A 15,196-nucleotide genomic window follows, 5' to 3' on the forward strand; every position below is an offset into this window, starting at 1 on the left:
GTCTTGCCGAAAAGATGAACATCGTTCAAGATCTGCCCCATGCCAGCGGCCGGTTCGGACCTCCACGCGGCCCCGTCCCTGCCGCCCACCGTGCGGATCGGCTACGGGCTCGGTTCGCTGTGCACCGGCACCTTCGCCACCGTGCCCGGCCTGATCCTGCTCTACTACCTCACCGACGTCCTCGCCGTGCCCGCCGCGGTCGCCGGCGCCGCCGTCTTCCTGCCCAAGGCCTGGGACGTCCTGATCAACCCGCTGGTCGGCGCCGCCTCCGACCGCAGCCGCCTGCGGGGCGGGCCGCGCCGGCCGTTCCTGCTGGCCGGAGCCTGCACGCTCCCACCGCTCTTCGCGCTGATCTTCGCCGCGCCGCCGCTGAGGGGAGCCTGGGCGGCGGGATACGTCGCGGTCCTCTTCCTGCTCGCCGCCACCGCGTACGCCGTCTTCCAGGTGCCGTACGTGACGATGCCCGCCGAGATGACCGAGGACCCGCACGAACGGGGCCGGGTCCTCGGCTGGCGGGTCGGGTTCCTCGGCGTCGCCATCCTGCTCTCCGGCGCGCTGGCCCCGGCGATCGCCCACGCCGACGGCGACACCCCGGAGAGCTACCGGCTGATGGGCGCCGTCGTGGCCGTACTGCTGGCCGTCGGCATGTTCGGCGCCTGGGCCGCCACCCGGCGCGCACCCGTGGTCGCCCGCAGCGAGGCCGAGCCCTCCCTGCGGGCGCAGCTCGCCGCCGCCCGCTCCAGCAGGCCCTTCCTGTACCTCGCCGGGATGTGGACGCTGCAGGCCCTCGCGGTCGGGGTGATGCTCGCGGGGGTGCAGTACTTCGCGACGTACACCCTCGGTTCGGCGGGCGCCGTCACACCGCTGTTCGCCTGCCTGATCGGGCCGCTGGTCCTCTTCATGCCGCTGTGGAACCTGCTGGCCCGCCGCAAGGGCGCCGGCCACGCGCAGTGGTGCGCGTCGCTCCTCTACACGGCGGGCTCGGTGCTCCTCGCCTTCACCGGCGTCGGCGGCCCCGCCCTCGGGTACGCGGCCGTCGTCCTCGTCGGCATCGCCTACGCGGGTCTCCAACTGCTGCCGCTCACCATGCTCGCGGACACCCTGGCCGCCGACGCCGCGGCCACCGGCAGGCGACGGGCCGCCACCTTCACCGGTCTGTGGACGGCCGCCGAGACCCTCGCCTTCGCGCTGGGCGCCGCGGTGTTCGCCCTCGTCCTCACCGTCACCGGCTTCCGTTCCTCCGACGCCGCCCACCACGCCGAGCAGCCGGCGGCGGCGCTGACCGGGATCACCGCGGGAATGAGCGTGCTGCCCGCGGCGCTCGCGGCGGCGAGCCTGCTGCTGCTCCACCGCTACCGCCGGACCATGCCCGTACCACCCCGCACCCTCCAGGAAGAGACCGCACGTGCCGACTGACCCCGCCCCGACCGAGGGCCGTCCCGCCGCCGAGGTGCTCGCCGAGCTGCGCGCCCTGCGCGAGGCGGACGCCCCCACCCGTGGGGGACGCACCTTCGCCTACGTCTACGACGCCGGGCTGGAGGGCCTCGACGAGCTCGCCGCGGAGGCGTACACCGCGTTCGCCACGGTCAACGGACTCGACCCCACGGTCTTCCCCAGTGTCGCCCGCCTCGAGAACGACGTGGTCGGCGCCGCCGCCGCGCTGCTCGGTGCCCCCGGCGCCCAGGGGACGTTCACCAGCGGTGGCACGGAGAGCATCATGCTCGCCGTCAAGGCCGCCCGGGACCACGCGCGTACGGTACGCGGGATCATCGAACCCCAGCTGGTCCTGCCGTCCACGGCCCACGCCGCCTTCCACAAGGCGGCCGCCTACCTGGGCCTGGAAGCCGTCGTCGTCCCCGTGGACCTGGTGACCTACCGTGCCGACGCCGGGGCCATGGCCGCCGCTCTCACCGACCGCACCGCTTTGGTGGTGGCCTCCACCCCCTCGTACGCCCACGGGGTGATCGACCCCGTCGCCGAGATCGCCGCCGCGGCCGCCGCGCGCGGGGTGCTCTGCCATGTGGACGCCTGCATCGGCGGCTGGATCCTGCCCCATCTGCGGCGCGCGGGGCGGCCGGTGGAGCCCTTCGACCTGTCCGTGCCGGGCGTCACCTCGCTCTCCGTCGACCTGCACAAGTACGGGTACGCCGACAAGGGCGCCTCCGTGGTCCTCTACCGCGACGCGGAACTCCGCCGCCACCAGTACTTCGCACACGCCGGCTGGCCCGGATACCCGGTCGTCAACCCCACGGTGCAGGGCACCAAGTCCGGCGGCCTGCTGGCCCAGGCGTGGGCGGTCCTGCGGTACGTCGGCGAGGAGGGCTACACCGCGCTCGCCGCCCGGGTCGCCGAGGCGTCGGACCGGCTGCTCGCGGGGCTGCGGTCGACCGGCGGGGTGCGCGTCCTCGGTGAACCGGCCGCCGGACTGGTCGCGTTCACCGTGGAGGAAGAGGACGGGGTCCCCGACCTCAGCCTGCTGCTCCACCTCGCCGACGAGATGCGCGAGCTGGGCTGGTACCTCCAGCCGCAGCTCTCCTTCGACGGGCTGCCGCCCAACCTCCACCTCACGCTCACCCCGGCAACGGCCGGCCAGGTCGACGCGCTCCTCGGGGACCTCGTCGCGGCTCTCGCGAAGGCACGCGCGCTGGAGCCGGTCGCCGTGGACCCGGAACTCGCCGCCTTCGCCGCGGGACTCGACCCGGACACGCTCGGACCCGACGAGATCGCGGGCGTGCTCGCCTTCGCCGGGATGGGCGAGGGCGCGGGCCTGCCCGGACGGATGGCGCCCGTGCTCGTCCTGCTGGACGCGCTTCCGGGCCGCCTCAAGGAGCGGCTGCTCGCCGAGTTCATAGGTTCCGTCTTCCGGATCTGAGCGGCACCGGAGCATGGGAGAACCCCCGCGAGTCAGGTCCTCGCGGGGGTTCTCCGTTCATCCGCCTGCCGGGTGAAGGTTGAGAAGACGATCACGAGGCAGGACGCTCAGGGGTGTTCGAGAGCTCAGGGGGCGAGCAGCAGCACGTCGGCGCGCTCCTTGGCGGCGGCGTAACGCTTCGCCACGTCCTGCCAGTTGACGACGGCCCACATCGCCTCGATGAAGTCCACCTTCTGGTTCTTGTACTGCAGGTAGAAGGCGTGCTCCCAGGCGTCGAAGACCAGGACCGGGACGGAGCCCTGACCGACGTTGCCCTGGTGGTCGTAGACCTGCTCGACGATCAGCTTGCCGCTGACCGGCTCGTAGGCGAGGACGCCCCAGCCGGAGCCCTGCGTGGTCGCGGCGGCCTTGGTCAGCTGCGACTTGAAGCCGGCGAACGAACCGAAGGACTCGGTGATCGCGTCGGCCAGGTCGCCCACACCGTCCGCCGCGAGGGGCTCGCCGCCACCGTCGCCGGTCATGTTGTGCCAGTAGATCGAGTGCAGGATGTGGCCGGACAGGTGGAAGGCGAGGTTCTTCTGCAGCCCGTTGATCGAGCCCCATGCCTCCTTGTCGCGAGCCTCCTCCAGCTGCTCCAGGGTGTCGTTCGCGCCCTTGACGTACGCGGCGTGGTGCTTGTCGTGGTGGAGCTCGATGATCTGCGGGTTGATGACCGGCTCGAGCGCCGCGTAGTCGTACGGGAGTTCCGGGAGCGTGTACGTGGCCATGGGTTCGAACCCTCCAACTTGCAGGTGTCTAGTTATTGCAACCCTGTCGCAATTGCAGGCTAGCAGGAGGAAGGCGGAGAAGTGATCAGCCCTTCGCCCTACGACCCGGGACGGTTGCGTCGGGCGGGCGGGCCCGCCCGCCGGGTCCCGCCGACGACGTGTGAGGGTGTCTCGTGCCGAGTCATCCGGAGGGGGAGTCATGAGCCGAGTGCTCTACGGCGAGCGGTCCTGGAACCCGCTCGCCCGGACGGTGGAACTGACCGAGGACCGGTTGCGGAGAGGGGTGGGCGTCACCCCGCTGACCGATCTGAACCTCGGCGCGATGGCCGAGGCCTACCTGCGCGGACACTGGCTCGGTGGCGGCGGGACGGAACGTCCGCTGGACCGGCTGCCCCAGGGATCCGGGATCGTGCCCGTCACCCGGGTCACCGGCACGGCCGTCCCGGTGAAGGCCCGTCAGGCCGCCGAACTGGCCCGTGCGCTGGGCGAACTGGCGGTGGAACGCTGCGGTGGGCCGGAGCGGGTGGCCGGGCTGGCGTCTCGCGCGGGAGCGGAGGGCGTGCCGCTGTGGATCGCCCGGCGGTACGCGCAGGGGCCGGCCGGGCCGATAGCCGTCGCCGTGGACCGGCGCCTGGTACGGGTCGACGTCTGGGGTCCGCAGGCGCCCGTCGTGCGGATCAGGGCCCCGCACGGGTTCCGCGGTGGTGCCGTAGGGCCGGCCCAGGGGCTGAGCCTCACCGTCGGTGAGGTGACTGCTGAACTGCGGCTGAGCAGGAAGCTGCGCAAGTCGAAGAGCTCGGCGGAGGTCCGGGTGCCCGGGGCGCACTGGCAGCTGAAGCGGGAGGACTCGGCCGGCTCATGGCTGCTGCGCGACGGACAGCGTGTCGCACTGCTGGGGCGGCCTCCGCACCGGGCGGTCCACGCCCCGGACACCGTGCTGCTGCCGCTGTCCCCGGTGCGGTACGAGAGCCACGACCCGACGGACGCGGTCATGGCGCACGTCTTCTCCGTCGCCTTCGGCCTGGGCGACACGACGGGCACGGCACGCTTCCGCGCACGGCCCGTCAGGAGGGAAGGACCCGAACCGCTCGCCTCGGACGGCGACTGGGGCCTCTCGTGGTTCAGCAACCTCGGCACCGGCGGCGAGGACAACCAGCCCGGTGGCGGCGACGGCTGGGGTGCCGACGGCGGTGACGGGGGCGACGGCGGAGGAGGAGGCGACGGCGGCGACAGCGGTGGAGGCGACGGCGGGGGCGGCGGGGACTGAAGGGGCCCGTGGGCGGGCCGGGCGGCCTGCCTCCGGGGGTGCCGGTCTGCCGTGAACGCGTCTGAACTGCGCGTTCACGGGCAGGAGAGCCGCGCACGGACCGAAACCGAACGACGAAGGGTTACCGCCTATGTCTCCTGCAGCCGAGCAGTGGGAAGAAGTCCTCACCACCCGCTTCGCCCTCGGCGAGGGGAGATCGGCGGTGCGGGCGGCGGCGGTCTTCTCCGCCGACGCCGGATTCTTCGCCACCGCGGGACGGGAGGGCGAGGGAGGCCACCAGCACTTCCGGCCCGCCCCCGGGGCCGGAAACGGGCCGGCCCCGGACGCCTCCTACCTCGCCGAGTTGGAAGCGCTCTGGACGCGGGGCGGGGAGACCGCTTCCCCTCCCGCCCTCCGGCTCGCGGACGCAGACTGGTACCGCGAGAGCCTGGAGCGGATCACCGACGCCGTCACCGGCACCGAACTCGACCTGGTGCTGCTGCGCGACGGGGACCGCGCCATGTGGGCGGTCCGGACCCGGCGGGGGATCTGTGTCTTCGCGCTGGTCGACGGCGCCGCCCCTGACCACTCCGACGAAGCCCGCTCACTCACGCTGGACTTCGATTCCTTCCTGGTGGGCCAGGGGTACTGACCCCGCCGCGACCGCTCAGTCCACGGCCGGGGTGCGGCGCTCCGCGCGCTTCTGCCGGATCAGGCCGGTCACGATCAGCACCGCCGTCAGGGCTCCGGTGGCCAGGAGCTGGTCGCGGGTGTCGGGCTGGCGCAGCATCAGGACGAAGATGCCCGCCATGGCCGCCAGGGCCACGATCGTCAGGGTCGGGAAGAGCCACATCCGTACGACCAGCCGGTCCGGGGCCTCGCGCTCCATGCGCCTGCGCAGGATCAGCTGGGAGACCGCGATGAAGATCCAGACGACCAGGATCACCGCGCCGATCATGTTGAGCAGCCACGGGAAGACGTCGTCGGGCCGCCAGTAGCTGAGCAGCACGCACAGGAAGCCGAAGACCGACGAGACGAGCACGGCGTTGCGCGGGACGCCCGAGGAGATCTTGCCGAGCACCTTCGGCCCCTGGCCGCGGGCCACGAGCGAGCAGGCCATCCGGGACGAACCGTAGATGTTGGCGTTCATGGCGGAGAGCAGCGCGACCAGGATGACCACGTTCATGATCTCGGCGGCGCCGCCGATGCCGAGGTGGTCGAGCATCGCGTAGAAGGGGCCGACCTCGGTGACCTTCGGGTCGTCCCACGGGACGAGGGCCACGATGACCGCCATCGAGCCGATGTAGAAGACGGCGATGCGCCACATCGCCGTACGGACCGCCTTGGCGACGCCCTGCACCGGGTTCTCGGACTCGGCGGCCGCGATGGTGACGGTCTCCAGACCGCCGTACGCGAAGACCGAGGCGAGCAGGCCGATGATCAGGCCCTCCGAGCCGTTCGGCATGAAGCCGCCGTCGCCGGTGAGGTTGGAGGTGCCGGGGGAGTCCGTACCGGGGAGCACGCCGAGGATCGCGAGGACGCCCAGCACCAGGAAGAGGGTGATCGCGACGACCTTCAGCGCGGCGAACCAGAACTCGAACTCGCCGAAGTTCTTCACCGCGGCGAGGTTGGTGCCGAGGAAGATCACCATGAAGAGCGCGACCCAGGCCCACTCGGGGGTGCCCGGCAGCCAGCCCGTCACGATCTGCGCGGCGCCGATGCCCTCCAGCCCGACCGCGACGCAGAGCAGGACCCAGAACGCCCAGCCGGCGGTGAAGCCCGCCCACGGCCCGATCGCACGCTCCGCGTGGACCGAGAAGGAACCGGAGGCCGGATTGGCCGCCGACATCTCGCCGAGCATCCGCATCACGAACATGACCAGCAGCCCGGAGACCGCGTAGGCGATGACGATCGACGGCCCGGCAGCGGCGATGCCCGCACCCGAGCCGACGAACAGTCCGGCGCCGATCACACCGCCGAGGGCGATCATCGACAGGTGTCGCTGCTTGAGTCCGTGGGTGAGCGCGGAGTCTGCGGCGGGTGCGGCGGCTTCCGTGGGGGGAGGCGCGGAGGTCCGGGACATGGACGGGCTCTGTTCACTGGTCGGGACGGGGGACGGCCCACAGTGTGGGCACGAGCCCCGCCCACAGGGAACAACTGTCCGCTATACGGTCACCAGGCTCACACAAGGTGCTCACCTGCCTACGGCTTCGCGGGCCGCCCCGCCCGGAGCTCCCGCACGGCGGCCACCAGCAGCACCAGGCCGGTGGCGGCCGCCGACCACAGCACCTGGGGGCGGGCCGCGTCGTCGGTGAGCATCAGGAGCAGGACGGCGGCCAGCCCGGCCAGCGTCACCCACGTCAGGAAGGGGAAGCACCACATCCGCAGCTGGAGCGCACCCGGCGACTCCCGCTCCAGCAGGCGGCGCAGCCGCAGCTGGGACGCCGCGATCAGACCCCAGACGAAGAGCAGCACCGCGCCCACCGAGTTGAGCATGTAGAGGAACACGGTGTCCGGCCACTCCAGGTTGAGCAGCACGGAGACGAAGCCGAAGGCCACCGACGCCAGCACCGCCCGCCTGGGCACCCCGCCCGTGGGGCCGCCGGACACCCGGAGCAGGCCACGGGGTGCCTCGCCGCGCTCGGCGAGCGAGAAGATCATGCGGGAGGAGCCGTAGAGATTGGCGTTGAGCGCGGAGAGCAGCGCCACGAAGACCACGATGTTCATGATCTGCCCGGCCGACGGCACCCCGACCGAGTCCAGGACCTTCACATAGGGACTGAGCCCCGCCCGCTGCGCGGTCCACGGCAGCACGGTCACGATCACCAGCATGGAACCGACGTAGAAGAAGAGGATGCGCACCACCGCGCTGCGCACCGCGCGCCCCACGGCGCGTGCGGGGTCGGCGGTCTCCGCGGCGGCGATCGTCACGACCTCGAGGCCACCGAAGGCGAACACCACGGTGAGGACCCCGGACACCACACCGTCCCAGCCGTTCGGCAGGAAGCCGCCCTGGCCCGTGAGGTTGGTCAGTCCCACCGGGGCCGTGTCCGGGAGGATCCCGAGGACCGCGAGCACCCCGAGTACCAGGAAGGCCGCGATCGCGGCCACCTTCAGCGCGGCGAACCAGAACTCGAACTCACCGAAGTTCTTCACGGCCGTCAGGTTGGCGACCGTGAAGACCACCATGAAGGCCAGCACCCAGAGCCACTGGTCCACCGCGGGCACCCAGCCGTGTGCGATCTGGGCGGCGGCGGTCGCCTCCACGGCCAGCACCACCACCAGCATGAACCAGTAGAGCCAGCCCACGCTGAAGCCGGCCCAGCGCCCCAGGGCGCGTTCCGCGTGGACGGAGAAGGAACCGGAGGCCGGCATCGCCGCCGACATCTCGCCCAGCATCCGCATCACCAGCATCGCGAGCGCGCCCGCGATCAGATACGAGACCACCACGGCGGGTCCGGCGACCGCGATGCCCGCGCCTGATCCGACGAAGAGGCCGGCGCCGATCACCCCTCCCAGGCCGAGCATGGTCAGGTGGCGCTGCTTCAGGCCGTGGGCCAAGGGCTCGGGCGGTGCTGCGGGGTGCGTGGGGGGCGCGTCGTGCATGAGCTGGGTCACTCTCGGATCATTTATGGGAAATCCACAATCTCACGGGCCTGCACCCCGACCCTCGCGTACCCCTTGAGGATGCCTACCTCAGTGACCAGCATCACGCCGAGCGGTGATTACCCGACGGCCTTTGTGCAAACCCCACTAACCCGTCAACCGCCGCTTTGTGGGCCGCTGATGGTGATCAGCCGATGGTGTCTCGGCTAACGTCACCTCAGTCCCTCTCTGTCTGCCGACCACACCCGCGGAGTCCCGATGAGCACTGCTGCCGCCCCCGTCCGTACCGGAGCGGTCCTCGCCGACCTGCTGCCCGCAGTCCGGCACCGCTACGCCGTGGACACCGCGCTCGTCGCCGGCGGCGCGGTCCTCACCGGCATCGCTGCCCAGATCGCCGTGCCGGTGCCCGGCTCCCCGGTCCCCGTCACCGGCCAGACCTTCGCCGCGCTGCTCATCGGCACCGCCCTGGGCGCCCGCCGCGGCTTCCTCTCCCTCGCGCTGTACGCGCTCGTCGGCATGGCCGGCGTGCCGTGGTTCTCCGGTGGCACCTCGGGTCCGGGCGGCGCCTCCTTCGGCTACGTCCTCGGCATGCTGCTCGCCGCGACGGTCGTCGGCGGCCTGGCGCGCCGCGGCGGTGACCGCTCCGTGCTGCGCACCGCGGGCACGATGGCCGTCGGCTCGCTGATCATCTACGCCGTCGGCGTGCCGTACCTCGCCCTGTCCACCGGGATGTCGATGAGCGCGGCCGTCGCGGCCGGCCTGGTGCCCTTCCTGGTCGGTGACGCCCTGAAGGCGGCCCTGGCCATGGGCGCGCTGCCCGCCTCCTGGAAGCTGGCCGGACGCCGCGGCTGACGACCAGCCCGAGCAGTAACCGCAGGCTCGCCTCGGCGTCGTACGACGCCGAGGCGAGCCTTCCGCGTGTCCGGGCCCGGCCGCGGTCATGCGGAAGGCCCTCGGTCCACCCACGGGATCACGTGGGCGGGCCGAGGGCCTTCCGGGTCCGTCCGGCGTCAGGCGGGCTAGCCCGTCACTCCGCGGGCACCGCGGCCTTCGCCTTGCGGGCGCGGGCGTCACGCACCAGCGAGATAGCCACGACCAGCGCCGCGACGAGCAGCGAGAGCAGCACCTGGTCGCGACCGGCGTCGTCGGTCAGCATGTAGACGAGGACGAAGGAGATCATCGCGATCGTCGCCCAGGTCAGATAGGGGAAGAGCCACATCCGGACGATCAGCTTCTCGGGCGTCTCGCGCAGGATGATCCCGCGCATCCGCAGCTGGGTGAAGCAGATGACCAGCCAGACGAAGAGGGCGACGGCGCCCGAGGAGTTCAGCAGGAACGCGAACACCGTGTCGGGCCACTGGTAGTTGAAGAAGACCGCCACGAAGCCGAACACCACGGACGAAAGGATCGCCGCCTGGGGCACACCGCGCTTGTTCACCTTGGCGAACGCCTTGGGCGCGTCCCCGCGCTGCCCCAGCGAGAAGGCCATGCGCGAGGCGGTGTAGAGGCCGGAGTTCAGGCAGGACAGCACGGCGGTGAGCACGATGACGTCCATGACCTGGCCGGCGTGCGGGATGCCGATGGCGTTCAGCGCGGCGACGTACGAGCCGTCCTCGACGATCGAGGGGTCGTTCCACGGCAGCAGCGTCAGGACGACGAAGATCGAACCGAGGTAGAAGATGGCGATGCGCCAGATCACGCTGTTGGTCGCCTTCGACACGGCGCGCTGCGGGTCCTCGGACTCGCCGGCCGCCAGGGTCACGATCTCGCTGCCCATGAAGGAGAAGACGACCATCAGCACACCGGTGAGGATGGCCCCCGGGCCTTCGGGGAAGAACCCGCCGGTGTCCGTGAGGTGGGAGAGGCCCGAGGCCGCGTGGTCCGAGCCCGGCAGGATGCCGAAGACGGCGAGCAGGCCGACGATGACGAACGCGCCGATCGCCACGACCTTGATCCCGGCGAACCAGAACTCGAACTCGCCGTACGAGCCGACGGACACCAGGTTGGTCGCGGTGAGGACCACCATGACGATCAGGGCCCACGCCCACTGCGGCACGCCCGGTATCCAGCTCTCCAGGATCTTGGCACCCGCCGTGGCCTCGACGGCGAGCACCACGACCCAGAAGAACCAGTACAGCCAGCCGATGGAGAAACCGGCCCAGCGGCCCAGCGCCCGGTCCGCGTAGGCGGAGAAGGACCCGGAGCTCGGGCGGGCGACCGCCATCTCGCCCAGCATCCGCATGACGAAGACGACCATGGCGCCGACCAGCGCGTACGACAGGAGGATGGCCGGGCCCGCCGCGGCGATACCGGCGCCGGAGCCGACGAAGAGGCCGGCGCCGATCACGCCGCCGATGGCGATCATCGAGAGGTGGCGGTTCTTGAGACCGGCCTGGAGCCCGTCCTGGGAGTCAGGCCTGTCCGGCTCACCGGGCTGTTGGCCCGGTCCAGCCAGAGTCGTCTGCGACGTCATGGATCGAATCCTTACGTTTTCTGATCACGTGTGTCGGGGGTAGCCCCGGCGAGGGGTGGTGCCAGGGCAAGCACGCATTCAAGCCCGAACAGTCGTGGAAGCGGAACCCCCGCATCCGTTTCCTTGACCCGATCGTTGCCCGAGTGGTCTTGCCCACAGCGCCGGCCGAGAACCGGACTCCGGGAGTCCGGCGGGGCCCCGACCCCGCTGACGGTTACCCCGCCGCTTCCGTGTCACACTTCGCTCCATGCGCGTGTACCTCGGCTCCGACCATGCCGGCTTCGAACTGAAGAACCACCTCGTCGAGTGGCTCACCGCCAACGGCCACGAGGCCGTCGACTGCGGTCCCCACATCTATGACGCCCAGGACGACTACCCGCCGTTCTGCCTCCGCGCCGCCGAGCGGACGGCAGCGGACAAGGACAGCCTCGGCATCGTCATCGGCGGTTCCGGGAACGGCGAGCAGATCGCCGCCAACAAGGTCAAGGGCGTTCGCGCCGCGCTCGCCTGGAGCGAGCAGACCGCCGCACTGGGCCGCGAGCACAACGACGCCAACGTCGTCGCCATCGGTGGCCGGATGCACACGGTGGAGGAGTCCACCAGGTTCGTCGAGATCTTCCTGGACACCCCGTACTCCGGCGAGGAGCGTCACACCCGCCGCATCGAGATGCTCTCGGCGTACGAGAGCACCGGCGAGCTCCCCCCGATCCCCGCACACCACCCGCAGCAGGGCTGAGCCCTCCCCGTACCCGTCTTCGCGTGCCGCCGGGCCGAGAGCCCGGCGGCACGCGCGTTCCCAGGAGACCCGACGTGCCCGAGGGGCATACGATCCACCGCCTCGCGGCGGACCACCACGAGCGATTCGCCGGCCGTCCGGTGCGGGTGAGCAGTCCCCAGGGCAAGTTCTCCGGCAGTGCCGCGCTGCTCGACGGCAGGACCCTCACCGACGTCGACGCCCATGGCAAGCACCTCTTCCTCGGCTTCGAGGGCTCCGCCTGGGTCCACATCCACCTCGGTCTCTTCGGGAAGCTCGGCTTCGGCACCGTCCCCGCACCGCCGCCCACCGACACCGTCCGGCTCCGCCTGGTCAACGACGCCCACCACGCCGATCTGCGGGGTCCCACCACCTGCGCCCTGATCACCGGACCCGAGAAGCGCGCGATACACGACCGGCTCGGCCCCGACCCGCTGCGCGCGGACGAGGACGGCGAGCGCGCATGGCGGCGGATCTCCCGGAGCCGCGTCACGATCGCGGCGCTGCTGATGGACCAGAAGGTCGTCGCGGGCGTCGGCAACGTCTACCGCGCCGAGGTGCTCTTCCGGCACGGCATCGACCCCTACCGCCGGGGCACCGACCTCTCACGGAGCGAGTGGGACGCCGTCTGGGCGGACCTGCGCCTGCTGATGCGCGAGGGGGTGCGGAACAACCGCATCGACACCGTCCGCCCCGAGCACCTGCCCGAGGCCATGGGCAGGCCCCCCAGGGTCGACGACCACGGTGGTGAGGTTTACGTCTACCGCCGGGCCAGGCAGGCCTGTCACATCTGCGGGACCGAGATCCGCACGGCGGAACTGGCGGCCCGCAACCTCTTCTGGTGCCCCGGCTGCCAGCCTTCCTCCCAGGGCCGATAGCCGTCGGCCCCGGTCAGAACCCGTGCGGGCACCATGGCTGCGTGTCCGAGGAGAAGGCGAGGGAGGCCGCGGACAGCGCGCCCTCCCGCAGCTCGCGCACCAGCCCCGCCGACGCCAGCGTCGTCAGCGACACGCCGCCCAGATAGGCGGCGCCCAACTCGTTCACGGACAGCGCGAGTTCCGGTTCGTCCTGCGTCCGCTCGCAGGTCGCGGCACCCTTCACGTCGGCTGACAGCCGCCAGCGCCCCGCGTTCCAGGGGCAGAAGGAGTCCTCCACCTCCAGCACCACGTCGACCGGGGTCCGGTAGCTCCGGGCCTCCAGCGCGGCGCCCAGCTCGACCAGCCTCACGTACAGCCCGTCCCGCAGGCCCGGTTCGCACCGCCGGATGTCGGAGACCATCCGGAGCACCGGGTCGTCCACGGGCCGGTTGCCGCACTCGACGACCGAGGTCAGGTCGATGCCGAACAGGAAGCGCCACAGGGCGGCGTACGAGGCGGGGTCGACCGCCGCGAGGTCGCGGACCGCCACCGTGCCCTTGGGGCCGGCCTTCTCCCAGTCGGGCCGCAGATGGAAGGTGACGTACCCCGTCACCTCACCGTCCCGCTCCGCCAGGACGCACTGCAACGGAGATCCGCCGCCCCGGCCGCTCTCGGGGTCGTTCACGGGCATCCGCTCCCAGCCCGGCTGCCGCAGCAGCATCCCCGGCCGGTCCGCCGCCGTGCGCGCGTACACCGCCTCGCAGGCGTCGAGGGCCGCCTCGGGGGTGGCGCGGCGCATCCTCACCGCGTCCGTGCCCGGGGGCGGCGACGTGAGGCGCACCCGCGAGGTGTCGATCCGGAGGTTCGTCTCCGCCGTGGCCGCGCCGTAGCCGAACCGGCCGTAGATCGCGGGCTCCGAGGCCGTCAGCACCGCCAACGGCTCACCCCACGAGCGGATGTCGTCCAACTGGCGTCGCATCAGCGCCGTCAGCAGTCCCTGCCTGCGGTGCGTCGAGGCGACGCCGACCATCGTGATCCCCGCGGCCCGCACCGCGCTCCCGCCCGGAACGGTCATCCGGAAGCTGTAGGCACCGGCCGTGCCCACGCACTCGGCACCGTCCCAGTGCCCCAGGGCCCGCTCGGGTTCCGCCAGGGCGGCGTACAACTCACGGCTGGCCGGCGCGATGGGAACACCACCGAACGCCAATTCGACACAGTCGAGCCAGGTGTCCCATTCCGGAGCAGACAAAGCACGCAAGTCCGTGGTCATGACCCCTGCTTACCAGCGGCACCCGTGCCCGGCGACCCAATTTCGAACACATTGACACAGGGTCCCCCTGCACCGGAGGCCGCCGGGTGGATAAGGTCCCGACAATGGCCCGTCGCACAGGAGCAGAGACCTACACCGCCCGGTGGCGCAGATCCATGCACCGGGCGCGCATCGCGCTGCGCCGGTCCGGGGTCGACTACTTCCGCGGTGACGGGTCCGACTGGATAGCCCTGGCCGGGCTCCTGGTCCTCATTCCCGTGATCACCGTCGGCACGCTCCTCAACCCGATCTGGTGCTCGCCCGCGGCCCTGGCCCTGCCGATCGTGGCAGGCGGTCTCCTGCTGCGCCCCGCGAGCCTGCTCGGCCTCTACGCGACCGCCGCCGCCGCGCTGATCGTGGAGTCCATAGCCCTCGGCCCCTACGGGGAGGGGCCCGCCCGGGTCACGCCGGGCACCGTACTGACCGTCGCCGCCTGCGGATTCTTCGGCCTGGTGCTCGCCCAGTTCCGTGCCAGGGTCGGCGTCCCGTGGCGTCGCGGCGGCACCATGCTCTTCGACCTGCGGGAGCGGATCCGGGTGCAGAGCGCCCTGCCGCGGCTGCCCGCCGGCTGGCACCGGGAGATGGCGCTCCGCCCCGCGGGAGGCCAGTCCTTCTCCGGCGACTTCGTCGTCGCGGCCCGTACCAACGGCGGCCGCACCCTCGAAGTCGTCCTCACCGATGTCTCCGGGAAGGGCATGGACGCCGGCTCCCGCGCCCTCCTGCTCTCCGGCGCCTTCGGCGGACTCCTCGGCTCGCTGCCGCCGCACGGGTTCCTGCCCGCGGCCAACGGCTACCTGCTGCGCCAGGACTGGGACGAGGGGTTCGCCACCTCCATCCACCTCGTGCTCGACCTCGACTCGGGCGACTACGAACTCCTCTCGGCAGGCCATCCCCCCGCCCTGCAGCTGCACGCCGGCAGCGGCCGGTGGGAGGAGAAGGCCGCCGAGGGCCCGCTCCTCGGGGTCTACGACGGCGCGGAGTTCGACGCGGTGAAGGGATCGCTCGCCCCGGGGGACGTCCTGATGCTCTTCACGGACGGCCTGGTGGAGGCCTCGGACCGGGACATCGCCGACGGTATCGACCGCCTGACCGGCGAGGCCGACCGCTACGTCGCCACCAGCTTCGAGGGCGCAGCCTGGCACCTCATCGAGGCCTGCGCGAAGGACGTCAACGACGACCGCGCGCTGCTGCTCCTCTCCCGCCACGCCTGAGCGGGACGCCGGAAAACGGTGCAAACCGTGCGCGCGTCAATCCAACAGTGCGACTCTCACCCGATCGTGGAGTGCCGGCAGGGGAAGCCGAGCCGGTCCCG

General features: G+C 71.7%; 13 protein-coding genes. 8 read left to right on the plus strand and 5 right to left on the minus strand.

Translation table 11 applies throughout. The features are described from left to right. Positions 1-39 precede the first annotated feature (39 nt). Entirely contained in the window at positions 40-1,416 is a 1,377-nt protein-coding gene (locus tag ACGFNN_RS02040; protein WP_393551983.1) for an MFS transporter, read from the plus strand. Next, complete coding sequence (locus tag ACGFNN_RS02045; protein ID WP_393551985.1) at positions 1,406-2,872, plus strand: pyridoxal phosphate-dependent decarboxylase family protein; 1,467 nt, start codon at positions 1,406-1,408, stop codon at positions 2,870-2,872. The genes ACGFNN_RS02040 and ACGFNN_RS02045 overlap by 11 nt, the downstream gene beginning before the upstream one ends. Positions 2,873-2,997: 125 nt before the next feature. Here ACGFNN_RS02045 and ACGFNN_RS02050 read toward each other — a convergent pair whose 3' ends face one another. Then, entirely contained in the window at positions 2,998-3,639 is a 642-nt protein-coding gene (locus ACGFNN_RS02050) for a superoxide dismutase (protein WP_362555584.1), read from the minus strand. A gap of 199 nt (positions 3,640-3,838) precedes the next feature. Between ACGFNN_RS02050 and ACGFNN_RS02055 the strand changes: the two genes are divergently transcribed. After that, the gene (locus ACGFNN_RS02055) at positions 3,839-4,906 is read left to right on the plus strand and encodes a hypothetical protein (RefSeq protein ID WP_393551987.1); all 1,068 of its coding nucleotides are present in this window, start codon (positions 3,839-3,841) and stop codon (positions 4,904-4,906) included. Between the two features lie 130 nt (positions 4,907-5,036). Next, positions 5,037-5,537, plus strand: a complete 501-nt coding sequence (locus ACGFNN_RS02060; protein WP_393551989.1) for a hypothetical protein — start codon at positions 5,037-5,039, stop codon at positions 5,535-5,537. A gap of 15 nt (positions 5,538-5,552) precedes the next feature. Here ACGFNN_RS02060 and ACGFNN_RS02065 read toward each other — a convergent pair whose 3' ends face one another. Beyond that, entirely contained in the window at positions 5,553-6,968 is a 1,416-nt protein-coding gene (locus tag ACGFNN_RS02065; protein ID WP_393551991.1) for an amino acid permease, read from the minus strand. 119 nt (positions 6,969-7,087) lie between these two features. Further along, positions 7,088-8,491, minus strand: coding sequence for an amino acid permease (locus ACGFNN_RS02070; RefSeq protein WP_393552890.1), 1,404 nt, complete (start codon positions 8,489-8,491; stop codon positions 7,088-7,090). Positions 8,492-8,749: 258 nt separating this feature from the next. Between ACGFNN_RS02070 and ACGFNN_RS02075 the strand changes: the two genes are divergently transcribed. Further along, positions 8,750-9,343, plus strand: coding sequence for a biotin transporter BioY (locus ACGFNN_RS02075; protein WP_362555576.1), 594 nt, complete (start codon positions 8,750-8,752; stop codon positions 9,341-9,343). A 175-nt stretch (positions 9,344-9,518) separates the two neighbouring features. Here the strand turns inward: ACGFNN_RS02075 and ACGFNN_RS02080 are convergent, their stop codons facing one another. Continuing rightward, complete coding sequence (locus ACGFNN_RS02080; protein ID WP_393551993.1) at positions 9,519-10,964, minus strand: amino acid permease; 1,446 nt, start codon at positions 10,962-10,964, stop codon at positions 9,519-9,521. 247 nt (positions 10,965-11,211) lie between these two features. Here ACGFNN_RS02080 and ACGFNN_RS02085 point away from each other — a divergent pair, with 247 nt between their 5' ends. Together ACGFNN_RS02085 and ACGFNN_RS02090 are read left to right on the plus strand one after the other, a co-directional pair. Further along, on the plus strand, positions 11,212-11,700 hold the full coding sequence (locus ACGFNN_RS02085; RefSeq protein WP_362555572.1) for a ribose-5-phosphate isomerase: 489 nt from the start codon (positions 11,212-11,214) through the stop codon (positions 11,698-11,700). Positions 11,701-11,774: 74 nt separating this feature from the next. After that, positions 11,775-12,596, plus strand: coding sequence for an Fpg/Nei family DNA glycosylase (locus ACGFNN_RS02090; protein ID WP_393551995.1), 822 nt, complete (start codon positions 11,775-11,777; stop codon positions 12,594-12,596). A gap of 13 nt (positions 12,597-12,609) precedes the next feature. Here ACGFNN_RS02090 and ACGFNN_RS02095 read toward each other — a convergent pair whose 3' ends face one another. Continuing rightward, positions 12,610-13,845 carry a GNAT family N-acetyltransferase gene (locus ACGFNN_RS02095; RefSeq protein WP_393551997.1) on the minus strand — a complete coding sequence of 412 codons (1,236 nt, stop codon included), beginning with the start codon at positions 13,843-13,845 and terminating at the stop codon, positions 12,610-12,612. Between the two features lie 104 nt (positions 13,846-13,949). Here ACGFNN_RS02095 and ACGFNN_RS02100 point away from each other — a divergent pair, with 104 nt between their 5' ends. Next, positions 13,950-15,095, plus strand: a complete 1,146-nt coding sequence (locus ACGFNN_RS02100) for a PP2C family protein-serine/threonine phosphatase (protein WP_393551999.1) — start codon at positions 13,950-13,952, stop codon at positions 15,093-15,095. Positions 15,096-15,196: the final 101 nt, after the last annotated feature.

The sequence above is a fragment of the Streptomyces sp. NPDC048590 genome, assembly GCF_043199535.1.
Taxonomy (GTDB): domain Bacteria; phylum Actinomycetota; class Actinomycetes; order Streptomycetales; family Streptomycetaceae; genus Streptomyces.

Bases quoted from the DNA above. Each gene is read 5' to 3' on its own strand.
- ACGFNN_RS02050 (WP_362555584.1), bottom strand. From the start codon at position 3,639: ATGGCCACGTACACGCTCCCGGAACTCCCGTACGACTACGCGGCGCTC.
- ACGFNN_RS02065 (WP_393551991.1), bottom strand. From the start codon at position 6,968: ATGTCCCGGACCTCCGCGCCTCCCCCCACGGAAGCCGCCGCACCCGCC.
- ACGFNN_RS02040 (WP_393551983.1), top strand. From the start codon at position 40: ATGCCAGCGGCCGGTTCGGACCTCCACGCGGCCCCGTCCCTGCCGCCC.
- ACGFNN_RS02095 (WP_393551997.1), bottom strand. From the start codon at position 13,845: ATGACCACGGACTTGCGTGCTTTGTCTGCTCCGGAATGGGACACCTGG.
- ACGFNN_RS02075 (WP_362555576.1), top strand. From the start codon at position 8,750: ATGAGCACTGCTGCCGCCCCCGTCCGTACCGGAGCGGTCCTCGCCGAC.
- ACGFNN_RS02080 (WP_393551993.1), bottom strand. From the start codon at position 10,964: ATGACGTCGCAGACGACTCTGGCTGGACCGGGCCAACAGCCCGGTGAG.
- ACGFNN_RS02085 (WP_362555572.1), top strand. From the start codon at position 11,212: ATGCGCGTGTACCTCGGCTCCGACCATGCCGGCTTCGAACTGAAGAAC.
- ACGFNN_RS02100 (WP_393551999.1), top strand. From the start codon at position 13,950: ATGGCCCGTCGCACAGGAGCAGAGACCTACACCGCCCGGTGGCGCAGA.
- ACGFNN_RS02055 (WP_393551987.1), top strand. From the start codon at position 3,839: ATGAGCCGAGTGCTCTACGGCGAGCGGTCCTGGAACCCGCTCGCCCGG.
- ACGFNN_RS02060 (WP_393551989.1), top strand. From the start codon at position 5,037: ATGTCTCCTGCAGCCGAGCAGTGGGAAGAAGTCCTCACCACCCGCTTC.
- ACGFNN_RS02070 (WP_393552890.1), bottom strand. From the start codon at position 8,491: ATGCACGACGCGCCCCCCACGCACCCCGCAGCACCGCCCGAGCCCTTG.